14 protein-coding genes and 1 tRNA gene are annotated in these 19,079 nt (G+C 60.2%); 14 read left to right on the forward strand and 1 reads right to left on the reverse strand.

Annotated features, from left to right (window positions below):
- Nucleotides 1–100 precede the first annotated feature (100 nt).
- From BHD07_RS08865 to rpoC, 10 genes are all read left to right on the forward strand, one after another.
- On the forward strand, nucleotides 101–994 hold the full coding sequence (locus BHD07_RS08865; RefSeq protein WP_100672244.1) for an NAD-dependent epimerase/dehydratase family protein: 894 nt from the start codon (nucleotides 101–103) through the stop codon (nucleotides 992–994).
- A 225-nt stretch (nucleotides 995–1,219) separates the two neighbouring features.
- Nucleotides 1,220–1,295 (forward strand) — tRNA-Trp (locus tag BHD07_RS08870).
- A 183-nt stretch (nucleotides 1,296–1,478) separates the two neighbouring features.
- Nucleotides 1,479–1,679 (forward strand): preprotein translocase subunit SecE, encoded by a 201-nt coding sequence (secE, locus tag BHD07_RS08875; protein WP_003536180.1) that lies wholly within the window; start codon nucleotides 1,479–1,481, stop codon nucleotides 1,677–1,679.
- A 16-nt stretch (nucleotides 1,680–1,695) separates the two neighbouring features.
- Nucleotides 1,696–2,226 (forward strand): transcription termination/antitermination protein NusG, encoded by a 531-nt coding sequence (nusG, locus tag BHD07_RS08880; protein WP_003536182.1) that lies wholly within the window; start codon nucleotides 1,696–1,698, stop codon nucleotides 2,224–2,226.
- Between the two features lie 216 nt (nucleotides 2,227–2,442).
- On the forward strand, nucleotides 2,443–2,871 hold the full coding sequence (gene rplK / locus BHD07_RS08885) for a 50S ribosomal protein L11 (protein WP_018099703.1): 429 nt from the start codon (nucleotides 2,443–2,445) through the stop codon (nucleotides 2,869–2,871).
- 4 nt (nucleotides 2,872–2,875) lie between these two features.
- Complete coding sequence (gene rplA / locus BHD07_RS08890) at nucleotides 2,876–3,574, forward strand: 50S ribosomal protein L1 (RefSeq protein WP_018099704.1); 699 nt, start codon at nucleotides 2,876–2,878, stop codon at nucleotides 3,572–3,574.
- Between the two features lie 332 nt (nucleotides 3,575–3,906).
- Nucleotides 3,907–4,425: a 50S ribosomal protein L10 gene (rplJ, locus tag BHD07_RS08895; protein WP_026169172.1), complete on the forward strand. Its 519-nt coding sequence runs from the start codon at nucleotides 3,907–3,909 to the stop codon at nucleotides 4,423–4,425.
- Nucleotides 4,426–4,483: 58 nt separating this feature from the next.
- Nucleotides 4,484–4,864: a 50S ribosomal protein L7/L12 gene (gene rplL, locus BHD07_RS08900; RefSeq protein ID WP_014328058.1), complete on the forward strand. Its 381-nt coding sequence runs from the start codon at nucleotides 4,484–4,486 to the stop codon at nucleotides 4,862–4,864.
- A 265-nt stretch (nucleotides 4,865–5,129) separates the two neighbouring features.
- On the forward strand, nucleotides 5,130–9,272 hold the full coding sequence (rpoB, locus tag BHD07_RS08905) for a DNA-directed RNA polymerase subunit beta (protein ID WP_018099706.1): 4,143 nt from the start codon (nucleotides 5,130–5,132) through the stop codon (nucleotides 9,270–9,272).
- A 184-nt stretch (nucleotides 9,273–9,456) separates the two neighbouring features.
- Nucleotides 9,457–13,662, forward strand: coding sequence for a DNA-directed RNA polymerase subunit beta' (gene rpoC / locus BHD07_RS08910; protein WP_018099707.1), 4,206 nt, complete (start codon nucleotides 9,457–9,459; stop codon nucleotides 13,660–13,662).
- Between the two features lie 122 nt (nucleotides 13,663–13,784).
- Here rpoC and BHD07_RS08915 read toward each other — a convergent pair whose 3' ends face one another.
- Complete coding sequence (locus BHD07_RS08915; protein ID WP_010969192.1) at nucleotides 13,785–14,081, reverse strand: hypothetical protein; 297 nt, start codon at nucleotides 14,079–14,081, stop codon at nucleotides 13,785–13,787.
- A gap of 706 nt (nucleotides 14,082–14,787) precedes the next feature.
- Between BHD07_RS08915 and rpsL the strand changes: the two genes are divergently transcribed.
- The 4 genes from rpsL (at nucleotide 14,788) to tuf (ending at nucleotide 19,063) form a co-directional block, all read left to right on the forward strand.
- On the forward strand, nucleotides 14,788–15,159 hold the full coding sequence (rpsL, locus tag BHD07_RS08920) for a 30S ribosomal protein S12 (RefSeq protein ID WP_003507760.1): 372 nt from the start codon (nucleotides 14,788–14,790) through the stop codon (nucleotides 15,157–15,159).
- A 57-nt stretch (nucleotides 15,160–15,216) separates the two neighbouring features.
- A complete protein-coding gene (gene rpsG / locus BHD07_RS08925; RefSeq protein WP_003536198.1) occupies nucleotides 15,217–15,687 on the forward strand; it encodes a 30S ribosomal protein S7 in 471 nt (156 codons plus the stop codon).
- 29 nt (nucleotides 15,688–15,716) lie between these two features.
- Nucleotides 15,717–17,816: an elongation factor G gene (gene fusA, locus BHD07_RS08930; protein ID WP_018099708.1), complete on the forward strand. Its 2,100-nt coding sequence runs from the start codon at nucleotides 15,717–15,719 to the stop codon at nucleotides 17,814–17,816.
- A 71-nt stretch (nucleotides 17,817–17,887) separates the two neighbouring features.
- The gene (gene tuf, locus BHD07_RS08935) at nucleotides 17,888–19,063 is read left to right on the forward strand and encodes an elongation factor Tu (RefSeq protein ID WP_100672242.1); all 1,176 of its coding nucleotides are present in this window, start codon (nucleotides 17,888–17,890) and stop codon (nucleotides 19,061–19,063) included.
- Nucleotides 19,064–19,079 lie beyond the last annotated feature (16 nt).

Raw genomic sequence — 19,079 nt, forward strand, 5'->3', positions numbered from 1 at the left:
GCACGATCGATCTTGCGCAAGGGCGCAAAGTACCTAACCTACAGAGCGGCGCATACAGCAAAGTCGCTGCAGCACGTCTTCTTCTGCGTGGGGATATATCATGAAAAAGCGAATTCTGTTTACCGGCGGCTCGGGGAAGGCCGGGCGGCACGCCGTGCCCTACCTCATCGAGGCCGGCTATGAGGTGCACAATGTCGATCTCGTGCCGCTCGACAGCCCCGGCGTCACCAATCTGATCGCCGACATCACCGACAGCGGCCAGATGTTCAATGCGCTGTCGATGCACCGGGACTTCCCCGATCTCGACCAGGGCATGCAGCCCTTCGACGCCGTCGTGCATTTCGCGGCCATTCCGCGCATTCTCATCAAACCCGACAACGAAACCTTCCGGGTCAACGTAATGGGTACCTACAACGTCATCGAGTCGGCGGTGAAGCTCGGCATTCGAAAGATCATCGTCGCTTCCAGCGAGACGACCTATGGCGTCTGCTTTGCGGAGGGGCACCGGGACTTCCATCACTTTCCTCTCGAAGAGGATTACGACGTCGATCCGATGGATTCCTACGGGCTTTCCAAGGTGGTGAACGAGAAGACGGCGAGGGCCTTCGCCGAGCGCTCCGGCTTCGATATTTACGCTTTGCGCATCGGCAACGTGATCGAGCCGCATGAATATGCGGACTTCCCGCATTATTTCGCCCATCCGGAGATCCGCAAAAGGATCGCCTGGAGCTATATCGATGCCCGTGACCTCGGCCAGATCGTGAAGCTTTGCGTTGAGAAGGATGGTCTCGGCTTCGCGATATTCAACGCCGCGAATGACACGGTATCGGCCAACACGCCTTCGCGCGAACTGGCCAGGCAGTTCTATCCGAATGTTCCCTTCACGCGCGAGATCGGCGAATTCGAAGGGCTGCTTTCCAATCGCAAGATCCGCGAGGTACTCGGTTTCAAGGAAGAGCACGATTGGCGGAAATATGTACGGCTGGACGACTAGATCACGATGAGTTGAGGCGCGTGTAGCGGGCGGAATGCCGCCCACTACTTTCCTCGTCCTTCCAGCCGCGTCGCAGCCGCCGTTCGGGCACCCGCGGAGAGGGCGGCTGAAATTTTGTTGATTCTTTTTTCTCTTTTGCTGCGAATGCGCTTGAAAGCGTCCGGCAAACTGAATATTAAGCCGCTGACTTGGGATGCAGCCGGTTCGGTTGCGTCGCGGCACCGTAGGGGTATAGCTCAGTTGGTAGAGCGGCGGTCTCCAAAACCGCAGGTCGGGGGTTCGAGCCCCTCTGCCCCTGCCATTCTCCCGATCCTGCCGTGTTGGGATGCGTGGGGAAGGCGGCATTGCCGTCTTTGTATATTCACAAAAAAGACTGGTTGGCTCTTGTGGTTTTCGCAATCGGTCTTTATGTAGGGTCCAAACAGACACGCGGTGCGTGGGGCTGACATGTCGGCTTTACGCGCCGTAATGGCGTGAGCATTATATGGCATCCAAAACAAATCCATTTGCGTTTCTGCAGCAGGTGCGCGCTGAAACGTCGAAAGTGACTTGGCCTTCGCGGCGCGAGACGACGATCTCGACGCTGATGGTTTTCGTCATGGTCTCTTTTGCCGCCGCCTTTTTCTTTGGTGCGGACCAGTTGCTGGGTTGGGTAATGAGCCTGATCCTCAACGTTGGCGCTTGATTGGGTGGAGAGTAGCATGGCTGCGCGCTGGTATATTGTTCACGCCTATTCGAATTTCGAAAAGAAGGTCGCCGAATCGATCGAGGAGAAGGCCAAGCAGAAGGGCCTCACCCATCTCTTCGAAAAGATTCTCGTCCCGACCGAGAAGGTGGTCGAGGTACGTCGCGGGCGCAAAGTCGATGCGGAGCGGAAGTTCTTTCCGGGTTATGTCCTCGTTCGCGCCGATCTGACCGACGAGGCCTATCACCTTATCAAGAACACGCCGAAAGTGACCGGTTTCCTTGGTACGGACAGCAAGCCGGTGCCGATTCCTGATCACGAGGCCGACCGTATTCTCGGTCAGGTGCAGGACGGAGTCGAGCGCCCGAAGCCTTCGGTCTCCTTCGAGATTGGCGAGCAGGTCCGCGTTTCCGACGGCCCGTTCGCATCGTTCAACGGCACCGTTCAGGATGTCGATGAAGAGCGGTCGCGCTTGAAGGTCGAGGTATCGATCTTTGGCCGCGCGACGCCTGTCGAGCTGGAATACGGGCAGGTCGAAAAGGTCTGATAGAGCGTAAGCGAATACGAATGGGCAGGCCGATTTATCGGCTTGTTCGGCGGAGCGATCCGCATCGCGTGGGAGGTTTCCGACCTTAAGCCGGGTCGGTTCATCCGCACCACGCAACCGCAGCCGCCGGTCGATCGATCGGCAAATGGCCGGGCAACCGGCTGATGAGCTCCCTTTTCGGCCTCGCCGCAAAGGAGCAGTGAAAGGCAGAGAGAAATGGCTAAGAAAGTTGCAGGCCAGCTCAAGCTGCAGGTAAAGGCCGGCTCGGCGAACCCGTCGCCGCCGATCGGTCCTGCGCTTGGTCAGCGTGGCATTAACATCATGGAATTCTGCAAGGCGTTCAACGCCGCCACGCAGGAAATGGAAAAGGGTATGCCGATCCCGGTCGTCATCACCTATTACCAGGACAAGTCCTTCACATTCGTCATGAAGCAGCCGCCTGTCAGCTACTTCCTGAAGCGCGAAGCGAAGGTCCAGGCGGGCTCCAAGACCCCGGGCAAGGCCAAGGCCGGCTCGATCTCCAAGGCTCAGATCCGCACGATCGCAGAGGCCAAGATGAAGGACCTCAACGCGGCCGATATCGAAGGCGCAATGGCGATGGTTGAGGGCTCGGCCCGCTCCATGGGCCTGGAAGTGACGGGCTAAGACCATGGCGAAGATTGCAAAGCGTGTACAGAAGTCCCGCGAGGGCATCGATCCGGCGAAGCTCTATGGCCTTACCGAGGCCGTAACGCTGGTCAAGGAGCGTGCGACGGCCAAGTTCGACGAAACGATCGAAGTCGCTATGAACCTCGGCGTCGATCCGCGCCATGCCGACCAGATGGTCCGCGGCGTGGTCAATCTGCCGAACGGCACCGGCCGGTCGGTTCGCGTCGCCGTTTTCGCCCGTGGCGCGAAGGCTGACGAAGCCAAGGCTGCCGGCGCCGACGTCGTCGGTGCGGAAGAGCTCGTCGAAATCGTACAGGGCGGCAAGATCGACTTCGATCGCTGCATCGCGACCCCCGACATGATGCCGCTCGTCGGCCGTCTCGGTAAGGTTCTCGGCCCGCGTGGCATGATGCCGAACCCGAAGGTCGGCACCGTCACCATGGACGTCGCCGGAGCAGTCAAGGCTTCGAAGGGCGGCGCGGTCGAGTTCCGCGTTGAGAAGGCGGGTATCGTTCACGCCGGCATCGGCAAGGCTTCCTTCGATGCCAAGGCGCTCGAAGAAAACATCCGCGCCTTCGCAGATGCCGTGATCAAGGCAAAGCCGACCGGCGCCAAGGGCAACTACGTCAAGCGCGTGGCTGTTTCTTCGACCATGGGCCCCGGCCTCAAGGTCGACCCGGCAACGATCAGCGCTGCCTGATTGACGATTTGACGGGCTTCGGCCCGTAACCAGATTTCCGGCCTTTCGGGGCCGGAAATTCCGGGCCTACCGCCCGGAACTCCTGTCCGAGATTGCGGGTGGTTTTACCTTAATCACCTGGCCCGCATGAGACGGGTAAGATCTGAATTTCATGAAGACGCGGACGCGTCGGAATTCGGTTCGAACCTCGCTTGCCTTGTGTCAGACCCGGCTTTCCGGGAACGCCAAGGGACAGGATCCTCAAGCGTTGCTTGGGATCGAGAATGATCCCGGGTGACAAAGGCAAACCCGGCAGGGCTGCGATGAGCAACCCTGCCAACTGGAGACAGACAGTGGAAAGAGCGGAAAAACGCGAATTCGTCACGGAGCTGAACGAAGTCTTCAAGGCTTCCGGTTCGGTTGTCGTGGCCCACTATGCTGGTGTCACAGTCGCGCAGATGAACGACTTCCGTTCGAAGATGCGCGCTGCTGGCGGCACCGTCAGAGTCGCGAAAAACCGCCTGGCCAAGATCGCTCTTCAGGGCACGGAGTCTGAAGGGATGATCGATCTCTTCAAGGGTCAGACGCTGATCGCTTTCAGCGAAGACCCCGTAACGGCTCCGAAGGTCGTCGTGGATTTCGCCAAGACCAACGACAAGCTCGTTGTTCTGGGCGGCGCCATGGGGGCAACCACGCTCAACGCCGAAGGTGTCAAGTCGCTTGCGACCCTGCCTTCTCTCGACGAGCTGCGCGCGAAGCTGCTGGGCCTTCTCAACGCCCCGGCAACCCGCGTCGCGACGGTTGTCGCAGCACCGGCAAGCCAGCTTGCCCGCGTGTTCTCGGCCTATGCCAAGAAGGACGAAGCCGCCTGAGGCGGAATTTCGCTGTTGTATTTAAAACCAGTTCGAACCGAACAAAAGGAAAAGTAAAATGGCTGATCTCGCAAAGATCGTTGAAGACCTCTCCTCGCTGACCGTCCTGGAAGCTGCTGAGCTTTCCAAGCTTCTCGAAGAAAAGTGGGGCGTTTCCGCCGCTGCTCCGGTAGCCGTTGCTGCTGCCGGTGGCGCTGCTGGCGCTGCTGCTCCGGCTGAAGAAGAAAAGACCGAGTTCGACGTCATCCTGACGGATGCCGGCGCGAACAAGATCAACGTCATCAAGGAAGTCCGCGCCATCACCGGCCTCGGCCTCAAGGAAGCCAAGGACCTGGTCGAAGGCGCTCCGAAGGCTGTCAAGGAAGCCGTTTCCAAGGCGGAAGCTGCTGACCTCAAGAAGAAGCTCGAAGACGCTGGCGCGAAGGTCGACGTCAAGTAATTCGACGAAATGCGAAAGGGAGGTGGCCTTCGTGGCCGCCTCTCTTTGACCGTTTTTAGAACATATTACCCAAAAGCCTGTCGAAAACGGCTTTTGGGTAATGGGTTCTTCAAGAGGATGGTCTCCATCGAAGGACAGCACAGCATTCCGCGCTGGCGTCTTTCGAATGCTGGACGAGATTGAACTACCCATTGATTGACGGGGTCGACTGGCCATCGGTTCCCGTCCGTTGCAGGCCCGGATGCAAGATTGACAAGGAGCGACGATGGCTCAGACCCTTTCGTTTAACGGTCGTAGGCGCGTACGCAAGTTTTTTGGTAAAATTCCCGAAGTCGCGGAGATGCCGAACCTCATCGAGGTTCAGAAGGCGTCTTACGACCAGTTCCTCATGGTCGATGAGCCCCAAGGCGGGCGGCCGGATGAGGGGCTTCAAGCCGTTTTCAAATCGGTATTTCCAATCAAGGATTTTTCCGGCGCTTCGATGCTTGAATTCGTTTCCTACGAATTCGAGGCACCGAAGTTCGACGTCGAGGAGTGCCGTCAGCGCGACCTGACCTATGCGGCGCCGCTCAAGGTGACGCTGCGGCTGATCGTGTTCGATATCGACGAGGACACCGGCGCCAAGTCGATCAAGGATATCAAGGAACAGAACGTCTATATGGGCGACATGCCACTCATGACGGACAACGGTACCTTCATCGTCAACGGCACGGAGCGCGTCATCGTCTCGCAGATGCACCGTTCGCCGGGTGTCTTCTTTGACCATGACAAGGGCAAGAGCCACTCGTCCGGCAAGCTGCTCTTCGCCGCGCGCGTGATCCCCTATCGCGGCTCGTGGCTCGACATCGAGTTCGACGCGAAGGACATCGTCCATGCGCGCATCGACCGCCGCCGCAAGATTCCGGTGACCTCGCTGCTGATGGCGCTCGGAATGGACGGCGAGGAAATCCTCGACACCTTCTACACGAAGTCGCTCTACCAGCGCGACGGCGAGGGCTGGCGCGTGCCGTTCCAGCCGGATGCGCTCAAGGGCCAGAAGACACTGTCAGACATGATCGACGCCGATACCGGCGAGGTCGTCGTCGAGAGCGGCAAGAAGCTGACCCCGCGCCTGCTCCGGCAGTTGCAGGAAAAGGGCCTGAAGGCACTCAAGGCGACCGACGACGATCTCTACGGCAACTATCTCGCCGAGGACGTCGTCAACTTCGAGACCGGCGAGATCTATCTCGAGGCCGGTGACGAGATCGACGAGAAGACGCTTCCGGTCATCCTTTCCGCCGGCTTCGATGAGATCCCGGTGCTCGACATCGACCACATCAATATCGGCGCCTATATCCGCAACACGCTTTCGGCCGACAAGAACGAGAACCGTCAGGACGCGCTGTTCGACATCTACCGCGTCATGCGTCCGGGCGAGCCGCCGACCATGGATTCGGCCGAAGCCATGTTCAATGCGCTCTTCTTCGATGCGGAGCGCTACGACCTCTCGGCCGTCGGCCGCGTGAAGATGAACATGCGTCTCGATCTGGACGTTCCGGACACGGTTCGCACGCTGCGCAAGGAAGACATCCTGGCCGTGGTCAAGATGCTCGTGGAGCTGCGTGACGGCAAGGGCGAGATCGACGACATCGACAATCTCGGCAACCGTCGCGTCCGCTCGGTCGGCGAGTTGATGGAGAACCAGTATCGCCTGGGTCTCCTGCGCATGGAACGTGCGATCAAGGAACGCATGTCCTCGATCGAGATCGACACCGTGATGCCGCAGGACCTGATCAACGCGAAGCCGGCTGCCGCGGCCGTTCGCGAATTCTTCGGCTCCTCGCAGCTGTCGCAGTTCATGGACCAGGTGAACCCGCTTTCGGAAATCACCCATAAGCGCCGTCTTTCGGCACTGGGTCCGGGCGGTCTGACCCGCGAGCGCGCCGGCTTCGAAGTGCGCGACGTGCATCCGACGCATTACGGCCGTATCTGCCCGATCGAGACGCCGGAAGGCCCGAACATCGGTCTGATCAACTCGCTTGCGACCTTCGCCCGCGTCAACAAGTACGGCTTCATCGAGAGCCCGTACCGCAAGATCGTGGACGGCAAGGTGACGAACGACGTCGTCTATCTGTCGGCGATGGAAGAAGCCAAGTATCACGTTGCACAGGCAAACTCGGTTCTGGACGACGACGGCTCCTTCTCCGAAGAATTCGTCGTTTGCCGCCACGCCGGCGAAGTCATGCTGGCACCGCGCGACAATATCAACCTGATGGACGTTTCGCCGAAGCAGCTCGTCTCGGTCGCGGCCGCGCTCATTCCGTTCCTCGAGAACGATGACGCCAACCGCGCGCTGATGGGCTCGAACATGCAGCGTCAGGCCGTGCCGCTGCTGCGTGCGGAAGCTCCCTTCGTCGGTACCGGCATGGAGCCGGTCGTCGCGCGTGACTCCGGTGCTGCGATCGCTGCCCGCCGCGGCGGTATCGTCGACCAGGTGGACGCGACTCGTATCGTTATCCGCGCCACCGAAGACCTGGATCCGTCCAAGTCGGGCGTCGATATCTACCGCCTGCAGAAGTTCCAGCGCTCCAACCAGAACACCTGCGTCAACCAGCGCCCGCTCGTCACTGTCGGTGACGTGATCAACAAGGGCGATATCATCGCGGACGGTCCGTCGACGGACCTCGGCGATCTGGCGCTCGGCCGCAACGCGCTCGTCGCGTTCATGCCCTGGAACGGCTACAACTACGAAGACTCGATCCTGCTCTCCGAGCGGATCGTGCGTGACGACGTCTTCACCTCGATCCACATCGAGGAATTCGAAGTGATGGCGCGCGACACCAAGCTTGGTCCGGAAGAAATCACCCGCGACATTCCGAACGTTTCGGAAGAAGCGCTGAAGAACCTGGACGAAGCCGGTATCGTGTACATCGGCGCCGAAGTTCAGCCGGGCGACATCCTCGTCGGCAAGATCACGCCGAAGGGCGAGAGCCCGATGACGCCGGAAGAAAAGCTTCTGCGCGCCATCTTCGGCGAGAAGGCGTCGGACGTTCGCGACACGTCGATGCGCATGCCGCCGGGCACCTTCGGCACGGTCGTAGAAGTGCGCGTCTTCAACCGCCATGGCGTCGAGAAGGACGAGCGCGCGATGGCGATCGAGCGCGAGGAAATCGAGCGTCTTGCGAAGGACCGCGACGACGAACAGGCGATCCTCGACCGCAACGTCTATGCGCGTCTGGTCGACATGCTTCGCGGCCACGTCGCCGTTGCCGGTCCGAAGGGCTTCAAGAAGGGCACCGAGCTCTCCAACGTCGTCATCAGTGAATATCCCCGCTCGCAGTGGTGGATGTTCGCTATCGAGGACGAGAAGGCTCAGGGCGAGATCGAAGCACTTCGCGCACAGTACGACGAATCCAAGTCGCGCCTTGAACAGCGCTTCATGGACAAGGTCGAGAAGGTTCAGCGCGGCGATGAGATGCCTCCGGGCGTCATGAAGATGGTCAAGGTCTTCGTCGCCGTTAAGCGCAAGATCCAGCCGGGCGACAAGATGGCCGGCCGCCACGGCAACAAGGGTGTCGTGTCGCGGATCGTCCCGATCGAAGACATGCCGTTCCTCGAAGACGGTACGCATGTCGACGTGGTTCTGAACCCGCTGGGCGTGCCGTCGCGCATGAATGTCGGTCAGATCCTCGAGACCCATCTCGGTTGGGCTTGCGCCGGCATGGGCAAGAAGATCGGAGCGATGCTCGATGCATATAAGGCGGGCGCTGACATTCAGCCGCTGCGCGATACCATCGACAGCGTCATCGGATCTGGCCCGAAGGGCGAGCCGATCAAGCAGTACGACGATGAATCGATCGTTCGGCTTGCCGAGCAGACCCGCCGCGGCGTTTCGATCGCGACACCGGTCTTCGACGGTGCTGTCGAAGCGGACGTCAACGAGATGCTGGAGCAGGCTGGCCTGAAGGTAACCGGTCAGTCGACGCTCTACGACGGCCGGACCGGCGAGACTTTCGATCGCCAGGTGACCGTGGGCTACATCTACATGCTGAAGCTCAACCACCTGGTCGACGACAAGATCCACGCCCGTTCGATCGGTCCTTACTCGCTCGTTACCCAGCAGCCGCTGGGCGGCAAGGCGCAGTTCGGCGGTCAGCGCTTCGGCGAAATGGAGGTCTGGGCTCTGGAAGCCTATGGTGCCGCCTACACGCTGCAGGAAATGCTGACGGTCAAGTCGGACGACGTGGCCGGCCGCACCAAGGTCTACGAGGCGATCGTCCGCGGCGACGATACCTTCGAAGCGGGTATTCCGGAGAGCTTCAACGTTCTCGTCAAGGAAATGCGCTCGCTGGGCCTTTCGGTCGAGCTGGAGAATTCCAAGGTCGATGACGTCGGTAGCACGGCGCAACTGCCGGACGCGGCGGAGTAAGAGTCATCAGGTGCGTGCCGCTAAGCGGCGCGCACCGTTTCCGCCGTCGGGCACCTGATTGTCCGCGGCAGGAAAAGGGCCGCACCCGATGCGGTTTTAGCTGTTTATGGGGCAGGGGTCGGCGCCCGGGATTGCCGGCACCCTCGCCAAGCTCAGGGCTTAAATGCCCGCAAAGGAGACAGGCATGAACCAAGAGGTCATGAATCTTTTCAATCCGCAGGTGCCTGCACAGACCTTCGATTCCATCCGGATTTCGATAGCGTCCCCGGAGAAGATTCTTTCCTGGTCTTACGGTGAGATCAAGAAGCCGGAGACGATTAACTACCGTACCTTCAAGCCGGAACGCGACGGTCTTTTCTGCGCCCGCATCTTTGGTCCGATCAAGGACTACGAGTGCCTGTGCGGCAAGTACAAGCGCATGAAGTACAAAGGCATCATCTGCGAAAAGTGCGGCGTCGAAGTCACGCTGTCGCGCGTTCGCCGCGAGCGCATGGGCCATATCGAGCTCGCCGCGCCGGTTGCTCACATCTGGTTCCTGAAGTCGCTGCCGAGCCGCATCGCAACGCTGCTCGACATGACGCTCAAGGATATCGAACGCGTTCTCTATTTCGAGAACTACATCGTCACCGAGCCGGGTCTGACGTCGCTCAAGGAAAATCAGCTCCTGAGCGAAGAAGAATACATGATCGCGGTCGACGAGTTCGGTGAGGACCAGTTCACCGCGATGATCGGCGCCGAAGCGATCTACGAGATGCTCGCATCGATGAATCTCGAGAAGATCGCGGGTGATCTGCGTTCGGAGATGGCCGAGACGACGTCCGATCTGAAGCAGAAGAAGCTGATGAAGCGGCTGAAGATCGTCGAGAACTTCATGGAATCCGGCAATCGTCCGGAATGGATGATCATGAAGGTCGTTCCGGTGATCCCGCCGGACCTGCGTCCGCTCGTGCCGCTTGACGGCGGCCGGTTCGCGACGTCGGATCTCAACGATCTCTATCGCCGCGTCATCAACCGCAACAACCGCCTGAAGCGGCTGATCGAGCTGCGTGCGCCGGGCATCATCATCCGCAACGAAAAGCGGATGCTGCAGGAATCCGTGGACGCGCTGTTCGACAACGGCCGCCGCGGCCGCGTCATCACGGGTGCGAACAAGCGTCCGCTGAAGTCGCTCTCCGACATGCTCAAGGGCAAGCAGGGCCGCTTCCGTCAGAACCTGCTCGGCAAGCGCGTCGACTATTCCGGCCGTTCGGTCATCGTGACCGGTCCGGAACTCAAGCTGCACCAGTGCGGCCTGCCGAAGAAGATGGCGCTCGAGCTCTTCAAGCCGTTCATCTACGCCCGCCTCGACGCCAAGGGTTACTCCTCGACCGTCAAGCAGGCGAAGAAGCTGGTCGAGAAGGAAAAGCCGGAAGTCTGGGATATCCTCGACGAGGTCATCCGCGAGCACCCGGTCCTTCTGAACCGCGCGCCGACGCTGCACCGCCTGGGCATCCAGGCCTTCGAGCCGATCCTGGTCGAAGGCAAGGCGATCCAGCTGCACCCGCTCGTCTGCACGGCCTTCAACGCCGACTTCGACGGCGACCAGATGGCCGTTCACGTGCCGCTGTCGCTCGAAGCACAGCTCGAAGCACGCGTGCTGATGATGTCGACGAACAACATCCTGCATCCGGCAAACGGTGCCCCGATCATCGTGCCGTCGCAGGACATGGTTCTCGGCCTCTATTATCTGTCGATCATGAACCAGAACGAGCCGGGCGAAGGCATGGCCTTCTCCGACATGGGCGAATTGCACCATGCGCTGGAGACCAAGGCCGTCACCCTGCACGCCAAGATCCGTGGCCGTTACAAGACCGTCGATGCCGAGGGCAACCCGGTTTCGAAGATCTATGAAACGACGCCTGGCCGCATGATCATCGGCGAACTCCTGCCGAAGAACCCGAACGTCCCCTTCGAAATCTGCAACCAGGAAATGACCAAGAAGAACATCTCCAAGATGATCGACACGGTCTATCGCCATTGCGGTCAGAAGGACACGGTCATCTTCTGCGACCGGATCATGCAGCTCGGCTTCTCGCATGCCTGCCGCGCCGGCATTTCGTTCGGCAAGGACGACATGGTCATTCCGGACACGAAGGTGAAGATCGTCGGCGACACCGAAGCGCTCGTGAAGGAATACGAGCAGCAGTACAATGACGGCCTCATCACCCAGGGCGAAAAGTACAACAAGGTCGTCGACGCCTGGGGCAAGGCGACCGAGAAGGTCGCCGAAGAGATGATGGCGCGCATCAAGGCCGTCGAGTTCGACGACAGCGGCCGCCAGAAGCCGATGAACTCGATCTACATGATGTCGCACTCGGGCGCCCGCGGTTCGCCGAACCAGATGCGTCAGCTTGGCGGCATGCGCGGCCTCATGGCAAAGCCCTCGGGCGAGATCATCGAAACGCCGATCATCTCGAACTTCAAGGAAGGCCTGACCGTGAACGAGTACTTCAACTCGACGCACGGTGCCCGTAAGGGTCTCGCCGACACCGCCTTGAAGACTGCGAACTCCGGTTACCTGACCCGTCGTCTCGTCGACGTGGCACAGGACTGCATCGTCACGCATACGGATTGCGGCACCGACAAGGGCCTCACCATGACTGCGATCGTCGATGCCGGTCAGGTCGTGGCCTCGATCGGCCAGCGTATCCTCGGCCGTACGGCGCTCGACAACATCGACAACCCGGTCACCGGTGAACGCATCGTCGATGCCGGCAAGATGATTCTCGAGCCGGACGTCGTCGCGATCGAAAAGGCCGGTATACAGTCCGTCCGCATTCGTTCGGCACTGACCTGCGAGATCCAAACCGGCGTCTGCGGCGTTTGCTACGGCCGGGACCTCGCTCGCGGTACGCCTGTCAACATGGGCGAAGCCGTCGGCGTCATCGCGGCTCAGTCGATCGGCGAGCCGGGCACGCAGTTGACCATGCGTACGTTCCACCTTGGTGGTACGGCAACGGTGGTCGACCAGTCGTTCCTGGAAGCCTCTTATGAGGGCACGGTTCAAATCAAGAACCGCAACATGCTGCGCAACTCCGATGGCGTACTCGTCGCCATGGGCCGCAACATGGCGATCCAGATCCTCGACGAACGCGGTGTCGAGCGCTCCTCGCAGCGCGTTGCCTACGGTTCGAAGATCTTCGTCGACGATGGCGACAAGGTGAAGCGCGGACAGCGTTTCGCCGAGTGGGATCCCTACACCCGTCCGATGATGACGGAAGTGGAAGGTACCGTTCACTTCGAAGACGTGGTCGACGGCATCTCGGTTCTGGAATCGACCGACGAGTCGACCGGCATCACCAAGCGCCAGGTTATCGACTGGCGTTCGACGCCACGCGGTACCGACCTGAAGCCGGCGATCGTCATCAAGGACAAGAATGGCAACATCGCCAAGCTTGCCCGCGGCGGCGAAGCCCGCTTCATGCTCTCGGTCGACGCGATCCTTTCGGTCGAGCCGGGACAAAAGGTCAGCCAGGGCGACGTTCTTGCCCGTTCGCCGCTCGAAAGCGCCAAGACCAAGGACATCACCGGTGGTCTGCCGCGTGTTGCCGAACTGTTCGAGGCACGTCGTCCGAAGGATCACGCCATCATCGCGGAGATCGATGGAACGATCCGTTTCGGCCGCGATTACAAGAACAAGCGTCGCGTGATGATCGAGCCGGCGGAAGACGGTGTCGAACCGGTCGAATACCTGATCCCGAAGGGCAAGCCCTTCCATCTTCAGGATGGCGACTACATCGAGAAGGGCGACTACATCCTCGACGGCAATCCGGCGCCGCACGACATCCTGGCGATCAAGGGCGTGGAAGCACTTGCTTCCTATCTCGTGAACGAGATCCAGGAAGTCTACCGACTGCAGGGCGTTGTCATCAACGACAAGCACATCGAGGTGATCGTCCGGCAGATGCTTCAGAAGGTCGAAATCACCGACGCCGGTGACTCGACCTATATCGTCGGCGACAACGTCGACCGCATCGAGCTCGAGGACGTCAACGACTCTCTGCTTGCCGAAGGCAAGAAGCCCGCCTTTGGCGAGCCGGTGCTGCTGGGTATCACCAAGGCATCGCTGCAGACGCCGTCCTTCATCTCGGCCGCTTCGTTCCAGGAGACCACCAAGGTCCTCACCGAAGCTGCGGTCGCAGGCAAGACGGACAATCTGCAGGGTCTGAAGGAGAACGTCATTGTCGGCCGTCTCATCCCGGCCGGTACGGGCGGCACGATGACGCAGATCCGCCGCATCGCTACGGCCCGCGACGAGTTGATCCTCGAAGAGCGCCGCAAGGGCACCGGTGCGGAAAGCGCCACGCCGATGCTCGCCGACATGGCAAACGATCCCGCCGCGGCAGAATAAGCAAAAAAGGGGAGGGTATCTGCCCTCCCTGGCGAAACGATAAAGCCGCCCGGAGCGATCCGGGCGGCTTTTTCAGGTCGATGTGTTTGGCGTCGATGCGGCTCCAGATGCCGCCGGATCTCTCAACCGAAGCGAATGATGGCGACTTCGCCCTCGAGGGCGCCCTGATAGGCGGAAGCGTGCGGCTCCTCGTCCGGTATGCCGTCCAAGGTGCCGATCTGGTCGAGATCGGCTTCAAGGAAGCCTTCCTCGGCGAGTGCGTTCAGCGCCTCGCGCACGGCCGTATCGTCATCCGGCGCCCGCAGCATCACATGGATGTCGACGCCCTCGGCATCGCCGTCGGTCTCGTAGGCCTTGCCGATAACGATGAAGATCAGCGGTTCGTCGGGTGCGTTGTCGTTATCCGGTGTGACAGACATGGAAACATCCTCTTTAAAGAATAGTAACGGGCGATCGCGTTTCTTTAAGTCGAAAGAGGCCGAAACCGTCGCGATCGATTCTCAAGCGTTGAGACGCGGGATGCGGGGAAACCGGATACACTTTGCCTCATCCTGCTCTACTGCATATTGCGCCAGACCGAAACCCGTTCCACGAATCGTACGATGGCCCGAAACATTTTTGGTCAGGGATGACGTCGAGGCAGGATATCGGGCAGGGCGCGACTCGCGGTCGTGGAAAACGACAGAAAGAGGTTGCTGATTCCTTAAGTGGGAACGACTATGCGACGACACGGGCCGGCATTCGGCCGGACCTAGGGCACGGCAAGCGCGCAAAGCCTTGTTTCTCGGGCATATCAGGGCTGCAACGCCCAGATATTTCTTAATTGCCCTTGACGGATCGCCCCGAAATCAGTACACCCCGCCGCATCAGAGCCCATGTGAGGCTGGCTGGTTCGGAACGACGCGTTCTGGAGTTCGCCTCAAACAAGGTTCAAAACGCACGCTGACGACATAATGCTGCACGCAAGACGCGCGAGATAGTGCGTCCTCTGCTTTTTGTGGGGCCATCTGCGAAAAAGCGGATCGGCCCTCGTTTTGCGCATTTCATAGGCGTTCGTTGTTGCCGGCGACGGCAAGCGATCCGCCCGAAAGGGTAACGAGACAAGTTTTTGTAAGGGATGGTTAGATGCCTACCGTAAACCAGCTGATCCGCAAGCCGCGTCAGGCACAGGTAAAGCGCAACAAGGTTCCTGCACTGCAGGAGAACCCGCAGAAGCGCGGCGTTTGCACCCGCGTCTACACGACGACCCCGAAGAAGCCGAACTCGGCTCTCCGTAAGGTCGCCAAGATCCGCCTGACGAATGGCTTCGAAGTGATCGGCTACATTCCGGGTGAAGGCCACAACCTTCAGGAGCACTCCGTGGTCATGATCCGCGGCGGCCGCGTGAAGGACCTTCCGGGTGTTCGTTACCACATCATCCGCGGCGTTCTCGATACGCAGGGTGTGAAGAACCGTAAGCAGCGCCGCTCGAAGTACGGCGCGAAGCGTCCGAAATAACATCGCAACCGGCGCCATTTCGCTGGTCATAAGATTTAAAGTTGAGAGACGAGAAGTATGTCCCGACGTCACAGAGCAGAAAAGCGTGAGATCAACCCGGATCCGAAGTTCGGTGATCTGGTCGTCACGAAGTTCATGAACGCAATCATGCTGCACGGCAAGAAGTCCGTTGCGGAAAGCATCGTCTACGGTGCGTTCGATGCGGTCCAGTCGAAGCTGAAGCAGGAGCCGGTCGCCGTGTTCCATTCCGCGCTCGACAACATCGCTCCGCATGTCGAAGTGCGTTCGCGCCGCGTCGGTGGTGCTACCTACCAGGTGCCGGTCGACGTTCGTCCGGAGCGCCGTCAGGCTCTCGCTATCCGCTGGCTGATCGCAGCTGCCCGTAAGCGCAATGAAACGACCATGGTCGATCGCCTGTGCGGCGAACTCATGGACGCGGCGAACAATCGCGGCAGCGCAGTGAAGAAGCGCGAAGACACCCACAAGATGGCTGATGCCAACCGTGCGTTCTCGCACTACCGCTGGTAATCAGAACAGGTTCCGAAAGGCAGTCTCTCATGGCTCGCGAATATAAAATCGAAGACTACCGAAATTTCGGTATCATGGCGCACATCGACGCCGGCAAGACGACGACGACCGAGCGTATCCTCTACTACACCGGCAAGTCCCACAAGATCGGCGAAGTCCATGACGGCGCCGCGACGATGGACTGGATGGAGCAGGAGCAGGAGCGCGGCATCACGATCACGTCTGCTGCGACGACAACCTTCTGGAAGGGTCGCGACGGCAAGACGCGGCGCTTCAACATCATCGACACTCCCGGCCACGTCGACTTCACCATCGAAGTCGAACGCTCGCTGCGCGTTCTCGACGGTGCGATCGCGCTTCTCGACGCCAACGCCGGTGTCGAGCCGCAGACGGAAACCGTCTGGCGCCAGGCCGAGAAGTATCATGTTCCGCGCATGATCTTCTGCAACAAGATGGACAAGACCGGTGCGGACTTCTACCGCTCGGTCGAGATGATCAAGACGCGCCTCGGCGCGACGGCCGTCGTTATGCAGCTGCCGATCGGCGCTGAAAGCGACTTCAAGGGTGTTGTTGACCTGATCGAGATGAATGCTCTCGTATGGCGCGACGAATCGCTCGGCGCCCAGTGGGACGTCGTCGAAATCCCGGCCGACATGAAGGAAAAGGCGGAAGAATACCGCGAAAAGCTGATCGAGACGGTTGTCGAGATCGACGAAGCGGCAATGGAAGCCTACCTGGAAGGTACCTATCCGGATAACGACAAGATCCGTGAACTGGTCCGTCGCGGTACGATCGACGTCAAGTTCCACCCCATGTTCTGCGGCACCGCCTTCAAGAACAAGGGCGTTCAGCCTCTGCTCGACGCCGTTGTCGATTATCTGCCGTCGCCGATCGACATTCCGGCGATCAAGGGTATCGACGTCAAGACCGAGGGTGAGATCACCCGTAAGGCCGACGACAACGAGCCGCTTTCGATGCTCGCGTTCAAGATCATGAACGACCCCTTCGTCGGTTCGCTGACCTTCGCGCGCATCTATTCCGGCAAGCTCGAAAAGGGCACGTCGGTGATGAACACGGTCAAGGAAAAGCGCGAGCGCGTCGGCCGCATGCTGCAGATGCACTCCAACTCGCGTGAAGACATCGAAGAAGCCTTCGCCGGCGACATCGTTGCTCTGGCCGGCCTCAAGGAAACCACCACGGGCGATACGCTTTGCGATCCGCTGAAGCCGGTTATCCTCGAGCGCATGGAATTCCCGGAGCCGGTCATCCAGATCGCCATCGAGCCGAAGACCAAGGGCGACCAGGAAAAGATGGGCCTCGCGCTCAACCGCTTGGCTGCCGAGGATCCGTCCTTCCGCGTCAAGACGGACGAGGAGTCCGGCCAGACGATCATCGCCGGCATGGGCGAACTTCACCTGGACATCATCGTCGACCGCATGCGTCGCGAGTTCAAGGTCGAAGCTTCGGTCGGTGCTCCGCAGGTTGCCTACCGCGAGACCATTACGCGCAAGCACGAGGAAGATTACACGCACAAGAAGCAGTCCGGTGGTACCGGCCAGTTCGCGCGCGTCAAGATCGTCTTCGAACCGAACCCGGAAGGCGAAGACTTCGCATTCGAATCGAAGATTGTCGGTGGTGCTGTTCCGAAGGAATATATCCCCGGCGTTCAGAAGGGCATCGAAAGCGTCCTGTCCTCGGGTCCGCTCGCGGGCTTCCCGATGCTCGGCGTCAAGGCGACGCTGATCGACGGTGCGTTCCACGACGTCGACTCGTCGGTCCTGGCCTTCGAAATCGCTTCCCGTGCATGCTTCCGTGAAGCCGCGAAGAAGGCTGGAGCTCAGCTCCTCGAGCCGATCATGAAGGTCGAGGTCGTGACGCCGGAAGATTACGTCGGTGACGTTATCGGTGACCTGAACTCTCGCCGTGGCCAGATCCAGGGTCAGGAAGCACGCGGCGTCGCCGTGGTGATCAATGCCCACGTGCCGCTCGCGAACATGTTCAAGTACGTGGACAACCTGCGCTCGATGTCGCAGGGCCGCGCTCAGTACACGATGCTGTTCGATCACTACGCGCCGGTTCCGTCGAACGTCGCGCAGGAAATCCAGGCGAAATATTCCGGTCAGAAGTGACCGGAATAGCCTCGCGCTGAAACAGAATGAAAAGATTTCCCCTCTAGGGGACAGGAAACGGAGAGCCGGAAATGGCAAAGAGCAAATTTGAGCGCAATAAGCCGCACGTCAACATTGGCACGATTGGCCACGTTGACCATGGCAAGACGTCGCTGACGGCAGCGATCACGAAGTATTTCGGCGAGTTCAAGGCGTATGACCAGATCGACGCTGCGCCGGAAGAAAAGGCGCGCGGCATCACCATTTCGACGGCGCACGTCGAATACGAGACGCCGAACCGTCACTATGCGCACGTCGACTGCCCCGGCCACGCCGACTACGTCAAGAACATGATCACCGGTGCGGCGCAGATGGACGGCGCGATCCTGGTTGTTTCGGCCGCTGACGGCCCGATGCCGCAGACGCGCGAGCACATCCTGCTCGCTCGCCAGGTCGGCGTTCCGGCGATCGTGGTGTTCCTGAACAAGGTCGACCAGGTCGACGACGCTGAACTGCTCGAGCTGGTCGAGCTGGAAGTGCGCGAGCTGCTGTCGTCCTACGAATTCCCGGGCGACGACATTCCGATCATCAAGGGTTCGGCTTTGGCTGCGCTTGAAGATTCGGACAAGAAGATCGGCGAAGACGCGATCCGCGAGCTGATGGCTGCGGTCGACGCCTACATCCCGACGCCTGAGCGTCCGATCGACCAGCCGTTCCTGATGCCGATCGAAGACGTGTTCTCGATCTCGGGCCGCGGTACGGTCGTGACCGGTCGCGTCGAGCGCGGCATCGTCAAGGTCGGTGAGGAAATCGAGATCGTCGGCATCCGTCCGACGACGAAGACGACCTGCACCGGCGTTGAAATGTTCCGCAAGCTGCTCGACCAGGGCCAGGCCGGCGACAACATCGGCGCGCTGCTTCGCGGTGTCGACCGCAACGGCGTCGAGCGCGGTCAGATTCTGTGCAAGCCGGGTTCGGTCAAGCCGCACCGCAAGTTCAAGGCCGAAGCCTACATCCTGACGAAGGAAGAGGGTGGCCGTCACACGCCGTTCTTCACCAACTACCGTCCGCAGTTCTACTTCCGCACGACGGACGTGACCGGCATCGTGACGCTTCCGGAAGGCACGGAAATGGTCATGCCGGGCGACAACGTCACGGTTGACGTCGAGCTGATCGTGCCGATCGCGATGGAAGAAAAGCTGCGCTTCGCTATCCGCGAAGGCGGCCGCACCGTCGGCGCAGGCATCGTCGCCTCCATCGTCGAATAACAAGAAAACGGCTTGA

Origin of the sequence: Sinorhizobium sp. KGO-5 (assembly GCF_036245905.1) — a bacterium.
Classification (GTDB): Bacteria; Pseudomonadota; Alphaproteobacteria; order Rhizobiales; family Rhizobiaceae; genus Sinorhizobium; species Sinorhizobium meliloti_A.

What these genes read in the sequence shown, in the direction of transcription:
- BHD07_RS08865 (WP_100672244.1), top strand. Translation starts at nt 101, where the DNA reads ATGAAAAAGCGAATTCTGTTTACCGGCGGCTCGGGGAAGGCCGGGCGG.
- rpoC (WP_018099707.1), top strand. Translation starts at nt 9,457, where the DNA reads ATGAACCAAGAGGTCATGAATCTTTTCAATCCGCAGGTGCCTGCACAG.
- rplA (WP_018099704.1), top strand. Translation starts at nt 2,876, where the DNA reads ATGGCGAAGATTGCAAAGCGTGTACAGAAGTCCCGCGAGGGCATCGAT.
- rplL (WP_014328058.1), top strand. Translation starts at nt 4,484, where the DNA reads ATGGCTGATCTCGCAAAGATCGTTGAAGACCTCTCCTCGCTGACCGTC.
- secE (WP_003536180.1), top strand. Translation starts at nt 1,479, where the DNA reads ATGGCATCCAAAACAAATCCATTTGCGTTTCTGCAGCAGGTGCGCGCT.
- tuf (WP_100672242.1), top strand. Translation starts at nt 17,888, where the DNA reads ATGGCAAAGAGCAAATTTGAGCGCAATAAGCCGCACGTCAACATTGGC.
- fusA (WP_018099708.1), top strand. Translation starts at nt 15,717, where the DNA reads ATGGCTCGCGAATATAAAATCGAAGACTACCGAAATTTCGGTATCATG.
- rpoB (WP_018099706.1), top strand. Translation starts at nt 5,130, where the DNA reads ATGGCTCAGACCCTTTCGTTTAACGGTCGTAGGCGCGTACGCAAGTTT.
- BHD07_RS08915 (WP_010969192.1), bottom strand. Translation starts at nt 14,081, where the DNA reads ATGTCTGTCACACCGGATAACGACAACGCACCCGACGAACCGCTGATC.
- rpsG (WP_003536198.1), top strand. Translation starts at nt 15,217, where the DNA reads ATGTCCCGACGTCACAGAGCAGAAAAGCGTGAGATCAACCCGGATCCG.
- rpsL (WP_003507760.1), top strand. Translation starts at nt 14,788, where the DNA reads ATGCCTACCGTAAACCAGCTGATCCGCAAGCCGCGTCAGGCACAGGTA.
- rplK (WP_018099703.1), top strand. Translation starts at nt 2,443, where the DNA reads ATGGCTAAGAAAGTTGCAGGCCAGCTCAAGCTGCAGGTAAAGGCCGGC.
- nusG (WP_003536182.1), top strand. Translation starts at nt 1,696, where the DNA reads ATGGCTGCGCGCTGGTATATTGTTCACGCCTATTCGAATTTCGAAAAG.